Source organism: Parapedomonas caeni, from assembly GCF_041060555.1.
In the GTDB taxonomy this organism is placed as follows: Bacteria; Pseudomonadota; Alphaproteobacteria; order Sphingomonadales; family Sphingomonadaceae; genus CAUJIW01.
Window position 1 is genome coordinate 42,091 of the sequence record NZ_JBEUDS010000022.1, and the last position, 16,965, is coordinate 59,055.

Here is a 16,965-nt window from a genome sequence, read left to right on the forward strand (position 1 = left end):
ACGCTTCCAACGGGCGAAACGGCGACGCCGGCGATCAGAAGATCGCCGGCACGCTCTGTAGCAGATCGTCGACCGGCCGCGCCGGGGCCGGATAGGCCTTCCTGCTGTGGCTGAGGCCGAGGTCGAGCAGCATTTCGCACTGTTTGAAGGCCACCAGACCGGGGTTGAGGATCGGCACCGGCAGCCGCTCGCGCAGCCAGGCGTGCGACTGGTGCATGGTGGTCGAGCCGAGGATCAGCACGTCCGCGCCGTCCTGCTCGATGGCCTGGTGGCAGGCGGCCTCCAGCTTCTCGAACACGATATCTTCCTTGCCGGCCAGCAGTTCCTGGGTGTCCGGGCGCACGCCGATATCGCGGATCGAGGCCAGACGCGATTCCAGGCCGGTGTCGCGCGCCAGCTTGTCGTAGATCCAGTGCCACTGCGGCCACATGGTGACGACCGAGAAGCGCTTGCCCAGCGATGCCGCCAGATGGAACGACGACTGGCCGGGACCGACGACCGGGATGCTGAGCCGCGACCGCAGCGCCGCCAGACCGGAATCGCTCATGCTGTTGAGGCAGACGGCGGCATAGCCCTCCTCTTCCGCCGTGGCGCCGGCATCGAGACAGAAGACGTCGGCCAGGCTGGCCTCGTAAGCGGAATCCAGGATCGAGGCGCCATTGCGCGTGCCGACAAAAGTCACCGCGATATCCGGCCGCAGCAGCGCGGGCGGGATCTGGGCGGAAAAGGCAGCCAGCGCCTCAGCCGGCACCGGCACCGGGACGATCATCTTGATCCGCTTGACGGCGGGCGGCACGGGGTTGGTCATCATCAGCCTCGTCAGTGTCGGCGGCGGTTGGCGCGCCGGCCAGTTGGGGGAAAAGCTTGCGGGAAATGCGCGCCGCGTGCTCGCTGAGCACCGGCTGCGCCCCGGCAATGAATGCATCGGTCATCGTTTCGCGATCGCCCGACATCGACAGCGCCGCCACCACCCGGCCGGCCGGCCCGTGGATGGGAACGGCGACGCAGCGCAGCGTTTCGAGAATCTCGCAGTTGTCGAGCGCATAGCCCTGGGCGCGCACGCGGTCGAGCTCGGCGGAAATCGAGTCGGGATCGGTCAGCGTGTTGGGCGTCAGCGCGACAAAGGGCGAGTCGGCGAGATAGGACCGCTGGCGCTCCGCCGGCTCGGCCGCCAGCAGCACCTTGCCCAGGCCGGAGCAATAGGCCTCCAGCTGGGCGTTCAGGCGCGTCATCACCTGGAAGCCGCGCTTGGGCGTCTCCTTGGCGACATAGGTGACCATCAGCTCCTCGTCGAGCACCCCCACATGCACGGTCTGTCCGAACAGCTTGACCAGCGATTTCAGATGCGGTGTCGCGGCCATGCGGATCAGCTCGTCGGTGCCGGTATGGGCGGCGAGGTCGCGGATGGTCATGCCGATGCAATAGCCGGCCGAACCTTCGCGCATCACCATGCCGAGCGACTCCAGCGTCGACAGCAACCGGTGCGCCGTCGCCACGCTCAGGCCGGCGCGCATGGCCAACACCTTGATGCCGGTGCCGCGCGGCGCGGACGCCACCTGCTCCAGCAGCGTCAGGGCACGGCCAAGGGACTGATTTTTCGGTGTCGACATCGTTTTTTCCTCCCGGCACGGCGACGCCGCGCCTGAGCGTTGCGGTAAAACCTAATCCTCGCCCCGTTACCCCGCCAACCCGCTCAACCCCGCCCATACGCCGGGCGGCTCGTCCAGCGGATCGGCCGCAGCCGTCGCCGACTTCCACGTGCCGCTGACGCTGGGCACCCAGACCGCCGGCTCGGTGATCCGTCCGGCGTCGTTCTGCGGCGTCTATGGCTTCAAGCCGACGCACAACCGTTACCCCACCGCCGGCGTGCTCGACACCGCCGCCCACCTTGACACCATCGGCACCTTTGCCCGCGCACTTGACGATCTGGCGTTGCTTGACGCCGCGCTGGCGGTGCCGACGGCGGCGGGCCCCTCGTCGATGCTGCGCAGTATCGGTGTCTGCCGCTCACCCCAGTGGTCGGAAGCCTCCGGTGCCATGCAGGCAGCCCTTGAAACGGCGGCCGAGCGCCTGCGCGCCGCCGGCCACAAGGTGGTCGATGTCATCCTGCCGGCGATCTTCGACGGCCTCGCCGAGGCTCAGGCCGTCATCCACAAGCACGAAGCCTGGCAGCACATGGGCACGATCCGCCGTGACCATGACGCTCAGGTGAGCGAGGCCTTCAAGACGTTCATCGACGCCGGCGCCGCCGTGTCGCCCGCCGACTATGCCGCCGCCCGCAACGTGCAGGATGGCTGCAAGGCCGCCCTGGCGCAGGTGTTCGCCGAGGCCGACGTGCTGCTGACGCCGGGCGCGCCCGGCATCGCGCCGGAGGGTCTCGGCGCCACCGGCAATCCGACCTTCAACCGCATGTGGACCGCCGTCGGCACGCCGTGCGTCGGCATCCCCGCCGCCATCGATGCCAGCGGCCTGCCGCTGGGTCTGCAATTCGTCGGCCCGCTGCAGTCGGACCGCGCCTTGCTGGCGTTTGCCAAGGCCGTGGCGCCGGCCATCGACGTTCGCGCCGTCCTCGAACAACAGAGCCTACAGGCCGCCTGATCCGCAACCGGATCATCAACGCACAGGGAGATGACCATGGAGCCCACGACGCAATTACCGTTCTCCGCCGACCAGCAGCGCTGGTACGAGGCGGCCTGTGCGCGCCTTGACGCCAATCGCCTGAAACAGCTGCTGTTCGATGTCACCAACATCCACAGCCCGACGGGTGCGGCCGCCGAGGCCAGCCACTTCATGGTCGAGCGCATGAACGCCGCCGGCCTCAAGGCCTCCTACCGGCCGATGACCGAGCGCTCCGGCAATGCGTTTGGCGAGCTGCGCGGTGCCGGCCGTGGCGCCACCCTGCTGCTCTACGCGCCGATCGACACCCACCTGGAGGGCAACGACACCGACCTGCCGTGGGCCGGCCCCAAGCTCTATGCCGACATGCAGCCGCGAGCCAAGATGGTCGGTGACTGGGTCTATGGCCTTGGCTCGTCGAACCCCAAGGCGATGGTCTCGACGCTGACCGAAGTGGCGACGGCGCTGATCGAGGCCGATGTGCCGCTGATCGGTGATCTCAACCTCGGCTTCGCCGACGGCGGCATGCCGGTCAACATCCCCGAGCGCGACAACGCCGGCATGTCGCATGGCGTGTTCCATCTGCTCAATCGCGGCATGGCGCCGGATTTCGCCATCATCATGAAGCCGTGGAACTGGGTCTATCACGAGGAACCGGGCATGGCCTGGTTCAAGATCCAGGTGAAGGGCACGCTGGGCTATGCCGGCGTGCCGCGCGGCCTGCCGAGCTTCCGCTCGTCGGTGGTGCCGGCGGCGACGGTGATCCAGGAGCTGGAAGCCTGGATCGTCGACTATGCCGAGCGCAACACCTCGGGCGTCATCAAGCCCTATGGCTGGATCGCCGGCGTGCGCTCGGGCTGGCCAGAGCGTCCGGCCTTCCCGTCGGCGACCACCGAGATCTTCTTCGACGTGCGCATCAACCCGCGCACCACGCCGGGCGAGGTGAAGGCGCAGTTCAAGGCCTTCATGGCCGAGCTCAAGCAGCGCCACCCCGACTTCGACCTCGACTGGGAGATGTACGGCTCGACGCCGGGCGGCACCACCGACGAGCGCAACTGGATCATCCAGTCCACCCGGCGCGGCTGGGAGACCATCGAGGGCCGCCCCTACACCACGCCGGATTATCTCGGCGGCCAGACCGACGGCGCGGCACTGCGCCGCCTCGGCGTGCCGACGGCGCGCATCGGCTGGCCGTGGCCGGCGGAAGGCTCGCCGGAGGAAATCGGCGAGGGCCTGGGCGGCATGGGCGCGACCTACGTGCCCGACCTGATGCCGTGCGCGAAAAAGATCCTCTACGCCGTCATCGACACGCTGACCCGCGAGCGGTCCGAACTCGGCCTGTAAGGCCGGACAACAGGAAGCACGACCCCGGCATGACCAAGACCACCTACCGTATCGGCCAGATCGTCCCCTCCTCCAACACCACCATGGAGACGGAGATTCCCGCCATGCTGCGGGCGCGCGAGGCGATCCGCCCCGAGCGCTTCACCTTCCACTCCAGTCGCATGCGCATGATGCACGTGACCAAGGAGGAGCTGGCGGCGATGGACGCCCAGAGCCTGCGCTGCGCGGCCGAACTGACCGACGCGCGCGTCGACGTGATGGGCTATGCCTGTCTCGTCGCCATCATGGCGACCGGGCTTGGCTACCACTGCCAGAGCGAGACCCGCTTGGCGGCGGTCGCCCGCCAGGAAGGTGCCGACATCCCCATCGTCACCAGCGCCGGCGCGCTGGTGCAGGTGATCAAGGCCATGGGCTACGGCAAGGTCGCGGTGATGACCCCCTATATGCGGCCGCTGACCGATCTCGTCGTCCAGTACATCGAGAACGAGGGCATCGGCGTCACCCACAGCGTGGCGCTGGAAATCCCCGACAATCTCGCCGTCGGCGCCCGCGATCCGCTGACCCTGCTGCAGGACATCGACCGGCTGGAGACATCGGGCGCCGATGCGGTGGTGCTGTCTGCCTGCGTGCAGATGCCGTCGCTGGCCGCCATCCCGATCGTCGAGCAGCGCCTCGGCCTGCCGGTGCTGTCCGCCGCCACCTGCACCACCCGCCGGATGCTGGAGACACTGGGTCTGGAGCCTGTCGCCCCCAACGCCGGCGCGGCGCTGGCCGGCGCCACCGTGTGAAGGGAGATTTTGCCATGTCCAAACCGTCCTCCCGCGCCCGGTCCCCTCAGGCGTTGAATGTAACGCCTATCTCGGGCACCAACTTGGGCCTTGCCGAGGAGAAAGGACGGTCCATGACGATGGAGCCCAAATACTACAAGAACTGGCATCTGGCGAAGAACCCCAGCGAATACCGGGTCACCGAGTTCGAATATACGGTCGTGCGCTTCTATGAAGCCTTCCAGCGCTGGGTCACCACCGTCGGTGACATGCTGGTGAACAGCGACATCAAGTTCTCCGAACACCTGATTTTGCATGTGATCCGCATGCAGAACCGGCCCAAGACCGGCGTCACCATCGCGCGCATGATCAACCGCGACGACCTGCCGAACATCCAGTATTCGCTGCGCAAGCTGGAGGCCGCCAAGCTGATCCAGAAAACCAAGGACAGCGGTTCCAAGACCTTCGCCTATGAGGTCACCGATCTCGGCCGGCGGATGACCGACGAGTATTCCTCCATCCGGTCCGACCTGCTGATGGCCAATCTGCGCGCCATCGCCGACTTCGAGGAACGCATCGCCGACGCCACCCAGCTGCTTTCGGTGCTCACCGGCATCTACGAGGAAACCAGCCGGAATTCCGCCACCTACGACCAGGAAAGCCTGTCGCCCAAGTAACCGCGGCAGCCAACACGGAAAGGGAAGCCATGTCCGACAATCCCGAACTCGGCAAGTTCATCGATACCTGCGGCTATCGCACCAACTGCCATGACCTCGGCAGCGGCGAGGCCGTGATGCTGATTCACGGCTCCGGCGCCGGTGTGTCCGGCTGGGCCAACTGGCGGGGCATCATGCCGCGCCTGGCCAACAACTTCCGGGTGATCGTGCCGGACATGGTGGGCTTCGGCTACACCGAAACCCCCGCCGACTACCAGTTCCGCTTCATGGACAGCTGGGTCGAGCAGATGCTCGCGGTGCTGGATGCCCTGAAGATCGAGAAGACCCACATCGTCGGCAACTCGTTCGGCGGCGCGCTGGCCATGTGGATCGCCTACAAGGCGCCGGAGCGCACCGACCGCCTGGTGCTGATGGGCGCCGGCGGCTGGCCGTCCAAGGTCGGCCCGGAGCTGGAAAAGCTGTGGGGCTACACCCCCTCCTTCGAGAACATGAAGGAGATCATGGACATCATGGCCTATGACCGCTCGCTGGTAACCGACGAGCTGGCCGAGCTGCGCTACAAGGCGACCCTGCGTCCCGGCGCCCAGGAAACCTTCGAGCGGGTGTTCCCGGCGCCGCGCCAGCGCTGGCTGGATTCCGAGGCGCTGGCCATCCACCAGCTGGAAGCGCTGACCAACGAGACGCTGATCATCCATGGCCGCGACGACCGCGTGGTCGATCCGGACATCTCGCTGAACCTGCACAAGTACATCAAGAACTCGCAGCTCCACATGTTCGGCAAGTGCGGCCACTGGACGATGATCGAGCACGCCGCCCGCTTCCAGCAGCTGGTGGAGAACTTCCTGATGGAAGGCCGCGGGTAACCCCGTGCAGGCCTATCGGCTCACCGGTGCCGGCCTCGACGCGCTAACGCGCGTCGAGGTGGCCACCCCCGCGCCTGGCCCCGGTGAGGTGCTGGTGCGGATGCGGGCGATGTCGCTCAACTCCCGCGACCTGTCGATTCTCGCCGGCCACTACCCCAACAAGCCCGACCTGCAGCCGCTGTCCGACGGCGCGGGGCTCGTCGAGGCGGTGGGTGCGGGCGTGACCGACGTGGGGGTTGGCGATGCCGTCACCTCCTGCTTCTACGCCGACTGGCAGAGCGGACCGGCAACCGCCGCCAATCACCGCCTGTCGCTGGGCTGCGAGCGCGATGGCGTGCTGGCACACTATGCGGTACTGCCCGCCACCGCCGTACTGCCGATGCCCGCGCACCTGAGCTTCGCCGAGGCCGCCACGCTGCCGTGCGCGGCGCTGACCGCCTGGAGCGCACTGTTCACCGAGGGTAAACTGCTGCCGGGCGAGCAGGTGCTGATCATCGGCACCGGCGGCGTCGCCCTGTTCGCGCTGCAGTTCGCCCGGCTGATCGGCGCCCGCGCCATCATGCTCTCGGGCGATGACGCACGTCTGGAGCGGGCGCGGAGCCTGGGCGCCGACCATGGCATCAACTACCGCACCACGCCGGACTGGGCGACGGCCGTACAGGCCGCGACCGACGGCGCCGGCGTCGACCTGGTGGTCGAGCTGGGCGGTGGCGGCACGCTGGCCCAGTCGCTCAAATGCGTGCGGGTGGGCGGGCGCATCAGCCTGATTGGCGCCATCGGCGGGCTGGAAGCCTCGGTGTTCGTGCCGGATTTCCTGTTCCGTCATATCCATCTCACCGGCATCACGGTGGGCCACCGCGACGACTTCCGGGCGATGAACGCCGCCATTGCGCGCCATGGCCTGCGCCCGTTGATCCACGCCCGCTACGATTTCGACGCCGCGCCGGCGGCGTACGCCGACATGATGCGCGGCGGCCATTTCGGGAAACTGGTCATCGAAACGCCCTGAACAGGGGCCACGATCAGCCGTCGCCATCGGCCTTCCCCCGGTCTGATGGCGATGCGGAAAGGGCGACACAGCGTGTCGCCCTTTTCCTTGAGTCAGTCACCGGACAACCAAAACTGCCTCAGGACAGCGCCTTCTTCAGCAGCTCGTTGACCACCGCCGGATTGGCCTTGCCGGCCATCGCCTTCATGGTCTGGCCGACGAAGAAGCCGAACAGCTTGTCCTTGCCGCCCTTGTAGGCTTCCACCTCGGAAGGATTATCGGCAAGGATCTTGGCGATCACCGCCTCGATGGCGCCGGTATCGGAGACCTGCTTCAGCCCCCGCTCCTCGACCACCGCGGCCGCGCCCTTGCCGGTTTCCAGCATGATCTCGAACACGTCCTTGGCCAGACGGCCCGACAGCGTGCCGTCGGCGATCAGCGCCAGCAGTTCCGCGCCCTGGGCTGCCGAAATCGGGCTCTCGACGATCGACTTGCCGGCCCGGTTCAGCGCGCCGAACAGGTCGGAGATCACCCAGTTGGACGCCGCCCGCGCGACCTCCGGCAGGCTCTTCTTCTGCAGCTCGGCGGACGCCGCCAGCAGCGCCTCGAAATAATCGGCGGTCTCCTTCTCCGCCGTCAGCACCGCGGCGTTGTAGTCGGAGAGCCCGAGATGGGTGACGAAGCGGGCCTTCTTTTCGTCCGGCAGTTCCGGCAGGCTGGCGCGGCAGCGATCGATGAACGCGTCGTCGAACTCCAGCGGCAGCAGGTCGGGATCGGGGAAATAGCGATAGTCGTGCGCTTCTTCCTTCGAACGCAGCGACCGCGTCTCGCCCTTCACGTTGTCGAACAGGCGGGTTTCCTGCACGATCGTGCCACCCTCTTCGAGGATGTCGACCTGGCGGCGGGCTTCATACTCGATCGCCTGCATGACGAAGCGCACCGAGTTGACGTTCTTGATCTCGCAGCGGGTGCCCAGCGGATCGCCAGGCTTGCGCACCGAAACGTTGACGTCGGCGCGCATGGAGCCTTCCTCCATGTTGCCGTCGCAAGTGCCGATGTAGCGCAAGATGGTGCGCAGCTTGCGCAGATAGGCGCCCGCCTCTTCCGGCGAGCGCATGTCCGGCTTGGAGACGATCTCCATCAAGGCCACGCCCGAGCGGTTGAGATCGACGTAGGAACGGGTCGGATGCTGGTCGTGCAGCGACTTGCCGGCGTCCTGCTCCAGATGGATGCGCTCGATGCCCACCGTCTTGGTGGCGCCGCTGTCGAGATCGAGCACGATCTCGCCCTCGCCCACAACCGGGTGCTTGAACTGGCTGATCTGGTAGCCCTGCGGCAGATCGGCGTAGAAGTAGTTCTTGCGGTCGAAGCGCGAGAACTTGTTGATCTGCGCGCCCAGCGCCAGGCCGGTGCGCACCGCCTGTTCGACACACATGCCGTTGATCACCGGCAGCATGCCGGGCATCGCCGCGTCCACCAGGCTGACCTGGCTGTTGGGCTCGGCGCCGAACGCCGTCGAGGCGCCGGAGAACAGCTTGGCGTTGGAGATGACCTGGGCGTGTACCTCAAGACCCAGCACGACTTCCCAGTCGCCGGTCATGCCACGGATACGATAGGGCTTGGTCTCGCTCATTTCACCCACCACTTCTCCGGCCGGGCGCTGAACGCCGCCGCCTGTTCAATCACGTGGCCGACCTTCAGCACGGTGGCCTCGTCCAGCGCCTTGCCGATCAGGTGCAGGCCCAGCGGCAGCCCGTCGGCCGACAGGCCCGCCGGTACCGACATCGCCGGCAGTCCGGCGAGGCTTGCCGGCACCGTGAACACGTCGTTGAGGTACATCTCGATCGGATCGGCCGACTTGGCGCCGAACGCGAAGGCCGCCGACGGCGCGGTCGGCGTCAGGATAACGTCGCACTGCGCGTAGGCGCGGGCGAAATCCTGGGCGATCAGCGTGCGCAGCTGCTGCGCCTTCAGGTAATAGGCGTCGTAATAGCCGGCCGACAGCACGTAGGTGCCGATCATGATGCGCCGCTTCACTTCCTGCCCGAAGCCCGCCGCGCGGGTCTCCTCGTACATGTCGATCAGCGAGCCGTTGTCGGGGGCCACCCGCAGGCCATAGCGCACGCCGTCATAGCGGGCGAGGTTGGAGGAGGCCTCCGCCGGCGCCACGATGTAATAGGTCGGCAGCGCGTATTTGGTGTGCGGCAGCGACACCTCGACGATCTCGGCACCGGCGGCCTTCAGCCAGTCGGCGCCGCGCGTCCACAGGGCGTCGATCTCCGCCGACATGCCGTCGACGCGATATTCCCTGGGAATGCCGATCCTCAGACCCCGGATGTCACCGGTGAGCGCCGCCTCGAAATCAGGCACGGCGACATCGAGCGACGTCGAGTCCCTGGGGTCGAAGCCACACATCGACTTCAGCAGGATCGCGCAGTCGCGCACGTCGCGCGCCATCGGGCCGGCCTGGTCGAGCGACGAGGCGAAGGCGACGATGCCCCAGCGCGAACAGCGGCCGTAGGTCGGCTTGATGCCGGCAATGCCGGTGAACGACGCCGGCTGGCGGATCGACCCGCCGGTATCGGTGCCGGTGGCGCCGGGCACGATGCGCGCGGCGACCGCCGCCGACGAACCGCCCGACGAGCCACCGGGCACCAGCGCCTCGCCGTTGGCGCCACGCCACGGGTTGATGACATTACCGAACGCGCTGGTCTCGTTGGAGGACCCCATGGCGAACTGGTCGAGGTTGAGCTTGCCCAGCATCACCGCGCCGTCGCGGAACAGGTTTGCGGTCACCGTCGACTCATAGGGCGGCACGAAGCCTTCGAGTATCTTCGAGGCCGCGGTGGTCTGCACCCCCCTGGTGCAGAACAGGTCCTTGATGCCCAGCGGGACGCCGGCCAGCGGCCCGGCGGTGCCGGCGGCGAGGGCTGCGTCGGCGGCTTTCGCCTGCTCAAGCGCCAGCTCCGGCGTCTCGACGATGAAGGCGTTGAGGTCGCGCGCGGCCGCCACGGCGGCGATGTGCGCCTCGGCCACCTCGACCGCCGAGAAGGACTTGGCAGCCAGGCCGTCGCGCAGGGCGGCGACCGTCAGTTCAGTCAGATCCGTCATTATTCGATCACCTTCGGCACGGCATAGAAGCCAAACTGGGCTTCCGGCGCATTCCGCAGCACCGCGTCCTGGATGCCGCCATCGTTCACCACGTCATCGCGCCAGCGCAGTCGCTGGGCGACAGCGGACGTCATCGGCTCCACACCGGTGGTATCCACTTCACTCAATTGCTCGACAAACGCCAGTATCCCATTGAGTTCATTCTTCATTGGCTCGACCGCCGCCTCGTCGAGGCGGAGCCGCGCCAGATGGGCGATACGTTTGACGGTATTGGCGTCAATGGACATGGACGATCCTCGCAACCGAAGCCTGAATGAGGCAAAAGCGAATGTGTGCGGCGAGCCTTAGCAATCGCACGCGGGGGCTTCAAGGGAGCCGCGTGGAAGGCTATGCCTTTAACGGCTGCTACTGACGAGGAAATCGCCCGCCATGACCGCCACTGCACCGTCGCCACGCCGTATCGCGCCATCCGTCAAGTTCCTGTGGCTGGTCGCCGGCCTGATCCTGCTCGCCGTGCTGGGCTGGGTCGCCTACCACGCCTTCGCGCCGCAGCTGATGCGCATGGCCTTCGTCCCCAAGGTCAGCTTCGCCGAGAGCGAGCTGGCGCCGGCACCCGATTACGCCGATCCGGCCGTCTGGGTGGCGATGCCCGGCCATCCGGGGCCGTCGCAGGACGTGCCGGCCGGCTACAGGGCCGCGCCCAGGCCGCAGATCGACGTGTTCTACGTGCCGCCGACCACCTTCCTCAAGAACAGCCGCTGGAACGCGCCGCTCGATGACGCAGAGACCAACGAACGCACCGACATGATGGTCCGCCACCAGGCCAGTGTCTTCAACGGGGTCGGTCAGATCTGGGCGCCGCGCTACCGGCACGCCGCCTTCGGCGCGTTCCTGTCCGACCAGCCGGCCGATGTCGGCCAGGCGCTGGCTGTTGCCTACACCGACGTGCAGGCGGCGTTCGATGCCTATCTGGCGGCCAGCGGCAGCCGCCCCTTCATCCTCGCCGGCCACAGCCAGGGCAGCCTGCACGCGCTGGCACTGCTGAAGGATCGCATCGCCAGCCAGCCGCTGGTCAAACCGCGGCTGGTGGCGGCCTATCTGGTCGGCTGGCCGATCTCGTCGAAAGCCGACCTCGAACCGCTGGGGCTGGAGGCCTGCGCCACCCCGGCCGCCACCGGCTGCGTGCTGTCGTGGCAGAGCTTCGGGGAACCGGCCGACGTCAGCGGCATCGCCGCCGTCTACAACGCCACGCGCGGCGCCAGCGGCATCGCCCGCGCCGGCACCCCGATGGTGTGCGTCAATCCGCTGTCCGGCTGGGCGGACAGCCGCCGGGTAGACGCCAACGCCAACCTTGGGGCACTTGCCTTCTCCAAGCCCGATGAGCCGCTCGGCCCGCTGGAGGCGGAAGTGACCGGCGCCACCTGCCAGAGCGACGGTTTCCTGCACCTGACCCACAACCCGGACGCGCCCTACGACAAGTTCCTGCTGCCGGGCGAGAACTACCACGTCTATGACTACGCGCTGTTCTGGGCCAACATCCGCGCCAACGCGCAGATGCGGGTCGAGGCCTATTTCGGCCCGCGCCGCCCGCTGGCCACCCGGCCGTGATCACCAGCGATCTGAGGGCCTTCACCGCCGCCCTGCCCGCCGGCGGCCGGCTGGCAGGGCTCGACGTTGGCGACAAGCGGGTCGGCCTCGCCTTCTGCGATGCCGGCTGGACCATCGCCACCCCGGCGGAAACGCTGCAACGCCGGCGCTTCACCCAGGACGTGGCGACCTTGAAGCCGCTGTTCGAGAAGCAGCGCATCGCCGGTCTGGTGATCGGTCTGCCGCTCAACATGGACGGCAGCCAGTCACCGCAGACCCAGTCGGTGCGCACCTACGCCTACAACCTCGACAACGCGCTCGGGCTTCCGATCCTGCTGTGGGACGAACGCTGGTCCACTGCCGCCGTTACCCGGGCGATGATCGAGGCCGACCTGTCGCGGGCCAAGCGGGCCGACCGGGTCGACAGGGCCGCGGCCGGTTTCATCCTCCAGGGCGCCATCGACGCCCTGGCTCACCAGCTGCCCTGAAAGCGCGCCGTATCGCGCCGTCCCTGCGGCGCTCAGCCGCCCTGACGGTGGCGCCAGTCCCGCTTGACCTTCTTGGCCAGCGACCAGCGATGCACCTCCGACGGACCGTCGTAGATGCGGAAAGCGCGGATCTCGCGGAAGATCTGCTCGACCGGGGTGTCGCGGGTGACGCCCTTGCCGCCGAGAATCTGCACGCAGCGGTCGGCGACGCGGTACAGCGCCTCCGACACCGCCACCTTGGCCATGCTGGACTCGGTGGTGCCGGTGGCGCCGTCGTGGCGGTTGTCCAGCACCCAGGCGCACCAGTCGATCATCAGTTCCGCCTGTTTCAGGTCGAGCAGGTTGTCCGCCAGCATGTAGCCGACGCCCTCATGATCGACCAGCGGCTTGCCGAACGCCTGGCGGGTGCAGGCATAATCCGCCGCGATGTCGTGGGCCCGCTGGGCCGCGCCCCACCAGCGCATGCAGTGGGTGAGCCGGGCCGGCGCCAGCCGCACCTGGGCATAGCGGAAGCCTTCATCGACCTCGCCGAGAATCTGGTCGGCCGGCACCCGCACGTCGTCGAGCGACAGCACGGCATGACCGCCGGGCATGGAGTTGTCGATGGTGTCGAGAATGCGGTCGAGCTTGATGCCCGGCGTGTTCATGTCGGCCAGGAACATGGTGGCGGACTGGCCGGTGCGGGCCATGATGATGCCGAAGCCGGCGCCCTCGCCGCCGGTGATCAGCCACTTGCGACCGTTGATGACCCAGTGGTTGCCGTCCTGGCGGGCGGTGGTCGACAGCATCGACGGGTCGGAGCCGACGCCGCCGTCGGGCTCGGTCATCAGGAAGGCCGAGCGGCAGTCGCCGGCCGCCAGCGGTTTCAGGAAGCGCTGCTTCTGCTCTTCCGTCGCCACCTTCTCCAGCAGATGCATGTTGCCCTCGTCCGGCGCCATGCAGTTGAGCGCCACCGGCCCCAGCGTCGAATAGCCGGCGGCACGGAACACGGTGGCGATCTCGCGGTGGTTCAGCCCCTGGCCGCCCCATTCGGTGCCCACATGCGGCGCCAGCAGGCCGGCGGCGCGGGCCTTGGCCTGCATCTCGCGCACCAGGTCGGCCGCCGGGCCATGGCCGAAGGCGCGCGGGTCACGTTCAAAGGGGATGATCTCCTCACGGATGAACGCCGATACGCGCTCCGCCAGTTCCCGCTCGCGCGGCCCACGCTCGAACTCCACCATCGATACTCTCCCGTCTGCGCCGGGGCAGTCTTGCCCGCCGGCCTTGTCTCATCCCGAACAACGCCCCTGCGGATGGTGCCAAAGACCGCCGGCGCGCAACTAGCGAGTTCATCAGTGCCGTCGGATGGAGCCCACTGCAACATCGCCGCCGGGGGGTATCGCCTGGCCACCGAAACCGATTCCGCTTCCGGCACCCGGATTAGTAGATTATTGAAAATGCAGTCGTAACGTCTGCGCCGACATGATCCGGGGCCCGACAATCGCCATGCCAGATGACACTACCTCCGTGGTGCTGACCCTACGCGACCAACCGGACGCGGCCGTGGCGGCCCTGCGCATGCTGGCCGGCCAGACCCACCAGGCCCTTGACGTGGTGGTGGTGACAGGCGGCGACAACGCCACTACCGAAGCCGCCGGGCGGACCCTGGCCGAACTGGCACTGAACAGCCGGATCATCGTGTCGACCACCAATGATGATGCCCTGTTTCTGTCGCGGTCCCGCAATGCCGGCGTGGCGGCGAGCCGGGGTGCCTATGTCACCTTTCTTGAGCCTGGCATCCACTGGAAGCCGGACAAGCTGGCAGCCCAGGTGGCACGACTGCAATCCGATGGCGACGCGACTTTGTGCCTGGTTCAGGGACGGTGGCATGACCGCGCCGGCCAGCCCGAGGGGCTGATCTGCCGGAACATGTCGACTCCGGACACCGAGGGCTGGCGTGCCCTGCTGTGGGCGGAAACCGTGCCCGCGACCTGCGTCATGGCGCGGCGTATCGACCTCGGCACGCACCCTTTCGACACCACGCTTGCCTTCGGCGCCGAGCAGGACTTGTGGATCAAGCTTGCCACCAACGGACATACCGCGTTCATCACCACGCCGCTGGTCGACTGCCCGCGCCCCTCGGCCCGCACATTCGACTGGCACGCCGCCCTGCAGGCTGGCCACATGATGATCGACGGCCACCTTGCGGATTTCGCCGATCAGCTCAGTCCGTTCGAGCGATACCGCGCCCGTGCCCGCGTGCTCGCGGAAGTTGGGCTGTTGCTCGCGGCCGATCCACGCCAGCGCTCCCGTGCCACCGGCCTGCTCGCCCGGGCCGCGCTCGCGGGCGTCATGTCCCCCCGCCAGGCCTGGCGGGCGTTACACCCCGGTTCCGCCGGCGACCCGCTTCCGCCCGCGCGCTGAACTGGCCGCTTGTCGCCGCCGCTGCTTCCGTGTTGACTGTCACCCCGACCACTCCGGACCCTCCAGGCATGATCGATCACGCTGCCCGCCACCTCTGCCCCCCCGCCAGGCCCAGCCTGTGCGTGGTGGTCGACGTCGAGGAGGAATTCGACTGGCGCCGCCCGTTCCGGGCAAGCAATACCGGTTGCGAGGCAATCGGTCGCCTCGCCCAGGCGCAGGCGATCTTCGCCCGCCATGGCGTGACACCGTGCTATCTCGTTGATCATCCGGTGGCTGCGGACGAACAGGCGCGCAAGCTGATCGGCCCCTGGCTGGCCGCCGGTGCCTGCGACATTGGCGCCCAGCTCCACCCGTGGGTGACGCCACCGCACGAGGAAGTGGTCTGCACCCGCAACTCCTTCCCTCACAATCTCGATCCCGACCTCGAAAAGCGCAAGCTCGCCACGCTGATGGAGGTGATCCGCGAGGGCTTTGGCGCCTACCCGCGCGCATACAAGGCCGGACGCTATGGCCTTGGCGACCACAGCGTCGATACCCTCACCGGCTTCGGCTTCGAGATCGACACCAGCGTCGTGCCGCACTGGACCTATCGCGGCGCCGGCGGCGGCCGCGACTTCATCGGCCTGCCGAATCAGCCATTCTGGCTGTCACCCCGACAACACCTGCTTGAACTCCCCTTCTCGGTTGTCCTGACCGGCCCATTGGGTCGCCGGATGCCGCTGGCGCTGGAGCGGCTGATCTTCAGCCCCACCGGCATTCGCCAGTCGATGCCCGGCATCCTCTCCCGACTGGGCCTCGCCAGCCGGATCAAGCTCAGCCCGGAAGGCAGCAGCCTTGCGGAGATGAAACAGGCGGTGGACGCCCTCCTGTCACGCGACCGGCATTACCTCTGCCTGTCGTTTCACAGCCCGTCGCTATTGCCCGGCTGTACGCCCTATGTCCGCACCGATGCCGACCTGGAGGACTTCCTGGACCGCCTCGACCGGATTCTCGCCTACATCATCGGTCAGCGTGGCGTGACGCCAACCGGCGTCTTCGAGTTGCGCCGGCAACTGATGACGGCGCCAGCCGCGCTGGCGGCATGACCCGCCACCAGACCGGAAGACCATCGGCCTGACACCCGGCGCCAACATCAGGTCGCCGGTTGCCCGGCCAGGATGCCCCGGATCAGGCGGTTGGCTGACGCAGCAGCAGGGCCACCAGTGCATCGGCATGAGCACTGACCCGCTTCTCGTCGAACATGTCGATGCCATGGATGCGGTCGACTTCAGGGGCCAGCATGAATGGTGCCTGGGCGGCCGAGGAAATGATGTAGAATAAAGAGATCGGCGACACATCGGGCAGATGGCCAAGCTCGATCAGCTTTTCCAGCCGGCCGACGCCCTCCTGATGCAGCGGCGCCACGAAGGTGTCCACCATCCACTGCAGCCGGCTGGTCTCGGCGACGCATTCATGGGCCATGAGTCGCGCATGTTCGGGGTGATGGGCACAGTAATGCACCCACTGGCGTATCCAGAGCGCCATCCGCTCGCCGGGCGGCAGATCCTGACGCCGGATGTTGTCATCGTCGAGCGTCGACCACATCCGCTCGAACATTCGCGACACCGCCGCTTTCCACAGCGACTCCTTGTCGCCGAAGTAGTATTTGATAAGTCCGTGGTTAACGCCGATACTGGCGCAGATATCCCGGACACTGACGGCCTCGAAGCCGCGTTCAGCAAACAGAATCAGGGCTCTTTCGAGAATTTTCTCCCGCGTGGAGAGGCCTTTGCTCTCGCCACCAACGGGTTCGTCTACTGCTTCGACCGCACGCATGTTCAATCTTTTTTGGTTTTCGGGAACTTGTCTATTTTCTCATTGGTTAAGACATACTTATCGACAGTCGCAACTACGATTGAAAACACATCGCAAATGCAACCAACGAAAGCTGTATCGACTCCATCCAATCAAGACACAAGGAAGTCCCAGCTTGCACCATGTGGTGGCGGACCCGGGTTAGCGTCCGCGCTCGTGGTGTAATTTCCGGTGTAGGCGATGGTGTATTCCGGGGTGGGGCATGCCCCACCCCGGAATGCGGCGTCGCTGGTGGCCACCGGGTTCATCGTTATGGTGGAGTTTGCA

16 protein-coding genes and 1 pseudogene are annotated in these 16,965 nt (G+C 67.1%); 10 read left to right on the forward strand and 7 right to left on the reverse strand.

The features are described from left to right. Positions 1-34: 34 nt before the first annotated feature. A complete protein-coding gene (locus tag ABU113_RS13570) occupies positions 35-811 on the reverse strand; it encodes an aspartate/glutamate racemase family protein (protein WP_454560037.1) in 777 nt (258 codons plus the stop codon). After that, a complete protein-coding gene (locus ABU113_RS13575) occupies positions 741-1,610 on the reverse strand; it encodes an IclR family transcriptional regulator (RefSeq protein WP_454560038.1) in 870 nt (289 codons plus the stop codon). Before ABU113_RS13575 ends, ABU113_RS13570 begins: the two co-directional genes overlap by 71 nt. A gap of 85 nt (positions 1,611-1,695) precedes the next feature. On the opposite strand from ABU113_RS13575, the pseudogene ABU113_RS13580 reads away from it, so the two are divergent. From ABU113_RS13580 to ABU113_RS13605, 6 genes and pseudogenes are all read left to right on the forward strand, one after another. After that, positions 1,696-2,598 (forward strand): annotated as a pseudogene (locus tag ABU113_RS13580) (amidase family protein); the annotation flags it as partial. 36 nt (positions 2,599-2,634) lie between these two features. Next, positions 2,635-3,960 (forward strand): acetylornithine deacetylase, encoded by a 1,326-nt coding sequence (locus tag ABU113_RS13585; protein WP_454560039.1) that lies wholly within the window; start codon positions 2,635-2,637, stop codon positions 3,958-3,960. Between the two features lie 29 nt (positions 3,961-3,989). Next, complete coding sequence (locus ABU113_RS13590; RefSeq protein WP_454560040.1) at positions 3,990-4,748, forward strand: maleate cis-trans isomerase family protein; 759 nt, start codon at positions 3,990-3,992, stop codon at positions 4,746-4,748. A gap of 113 nt (positions 4,749-4,861) precedes the next feature. Next, on the forward strand, positions 4,862-5,404 hold the full coding sequence (locus tag ABU113_RS13595; RefSeq protein ID WP_454560041.1) for a winged helix DNA-binding protein: 543 nt from the start codon (positions 4,862-4,864) through the stop codon (positions 5,402-5,404). A gap of 29 nt (positions 5,405-5,433) precedes the next feature. Beyond that, positions 5,434-6,267 carry an alpha/beta fold hydrolase gene (locus ABU113_RS13600; RefSeq protein ID WP_454560042.1) on the forward strand — a complete coding sequence of 278 codons (834 nt, stop codon included), beginning with the start codon at positions 5,434-5,436 and terminating at the stop codon, positions 6,265-6,267. A 4-nt stretch (positions 6,268-6,271) separates the two neighbouring features. Next, positions 6,272-7,276, forward strand: a complete 1,005-nt coding sequence (locus tag ABU113_RS13605; protein ID WP_454560043.1) for a zinc-dependent alcohol dehydrogenase family protein — start codon at positions 6,272-6,274, stop codon at positions 7,274-7,276. A 118-nt stretch (positions 7,277-7,394) separates the two neighbouring features. On the opposite strand, the gene gatB is transcribed toward ABU113_RS13605, so the two are convergent. Genes gatB through gatC form a run of 3 tightly spaced genes read right to left on the reverse strand, consistent with a single transcriptional unit; the run spans position 7,395 to position 10,653 of the window. Next, the gene (gene gatB, locus ABU113_RS13610; RefSeq protein WP_454560044.1) at positions 7,395-8,888 is read right to left on the reverse strand and encodes an Asp-tRNA(Asn)/Glu-tRNA(Gln) amidotransferase subunit GatB; all 1,494 of its coding nucleotides are present in this window, start codon (positions 8,886-8,888) and stop codon (positions 7,395-7,397) included. Then, positions 8,885-10,366, reverse strand: coding sequence for an Asp-tRNA(Asn)/Glu-tRNA(Gln) amidotransferase subunit GatA (gene gatA / locus ABU113_RS13615; RefSeq protein ID WP_454560045.1), 1,482 nt, complete (start codon positions 10,364-10,366; stop codon positions 8,885-8,887). Before gatA ends, gatB begins: the two co-directional genes overlap by 4 nt. Beyond that, positions 10,366-10,653, reverse strand: a complete 288-nt coding sequence (gene gatC / locus ABU113_RS13620) for an Asp-tRNA(Asn)/Glu-tRNA(Gln) amidotransferase subunit GatC (RefSeq protein WP_454560046.1) — start codon at positions 10,651-10,653, stop codon at positions 10,366-10,368. The genes gatA and gatC overlap by 1 nt, the downstream gene beginning before the upstream one ends. Positions 10,654-10,795: 142 nt before the next feature. Here gatC and ABU113_RS13625 point away from each other — a divergent pair, with 142 nt between their 5' ends. After that, positions 10,796-11,974: a DUF3089 domain-containing protein gene (locus tag ABU113_RS13625; protein ID WP_454560047.1), complete on the forward strand. Its 1,179-nt coding sequence runs from the start codon at positions 10,796-10,798 to the stop codon at positions 11,972-11,974. Continuing rightward, the gene (gene ruvX / locus ABU113_RS13630; protein ID WP_454560048.1) at positions 11,971-12,441 is read left to right on the forward strand and encodes a Holliday junction resolvase RuvX; all 471 of its coding nucleotides are present in this window, start codon (positions 11,971-11,973) and stop codon (positions 12,439-12,441) included. The genes ABU113_RS13625 and ruvX overlap by 4 nt, the downstream gene beginning before the upstream one ends. Before the next feature lie 32 nt (positions 12,442-12,473). Here ruvX and ABU113_RS13635 read toward each other — a convergent pair whose 3' ends face one another. After that, positions 12,474-13,661, reverse strand: a complete 1,188-nt coding sequence (locus tag ABU113_RS13635; RefSeq protein WP_454560049.1) for an acyl-CoA dehydrogenase family protein — start codon at positions 13,659-13,661, stop codon at positions 12,474-12,476. Positions 13,662-13,926: 265 nt separating this feature from the next. Between ABU113_RS13635 and ABU113_RS13640 the strand changes: the two genes are divergently transcribed. Together ABU113_RS13640 and ABU113_RS13645 are read left to right on the forward strand one after the other, a co-directional pair. Continuing rightward, positions 13,927-14,844 (forward strand): glycosyltransferase family 2 protein, encoded by a 918-nt coding sequence (locus tag ABU113_RS13640; protein WP_454560050.1) that lies wholly within the window; start codon positions 13,927-13,929, stop codon positions 14,842-14,844. A gap of 68 nt (positions 14,845-14,912) precedes the next feature. Continuing rightward, positions 14,913-15,929: a polysaccharide deacetylase family protein gene (locus ABU113_RS13645; protein ID WP_454560051.1), complete on the forward strand. Its 1,017-nt coding sequence runs from the start codon at positions 14,913-14,915 to the stop codon at positions 15,927-15,929. A gap of 82 nt (positions 15,930-16,011) precedes the next feature. Here the strand turns inward: ABU113_RS13645 and ABU113_RS13650 are convergent, their stop codons facing one another. Further along, positions 16,012-16,659, reverse strand: coding sequence for a TetR/AcrR family transcriptional regulator (locus ABU113_RS13650; RefSeq protein WP_454560052.1), 648 nt, complete (start codon positions 16,657-16,659; stop codon positions 16,012-16,014). Between the last annotated feature and the right edge of the window lie 306 nt (positions 16,660-16,965).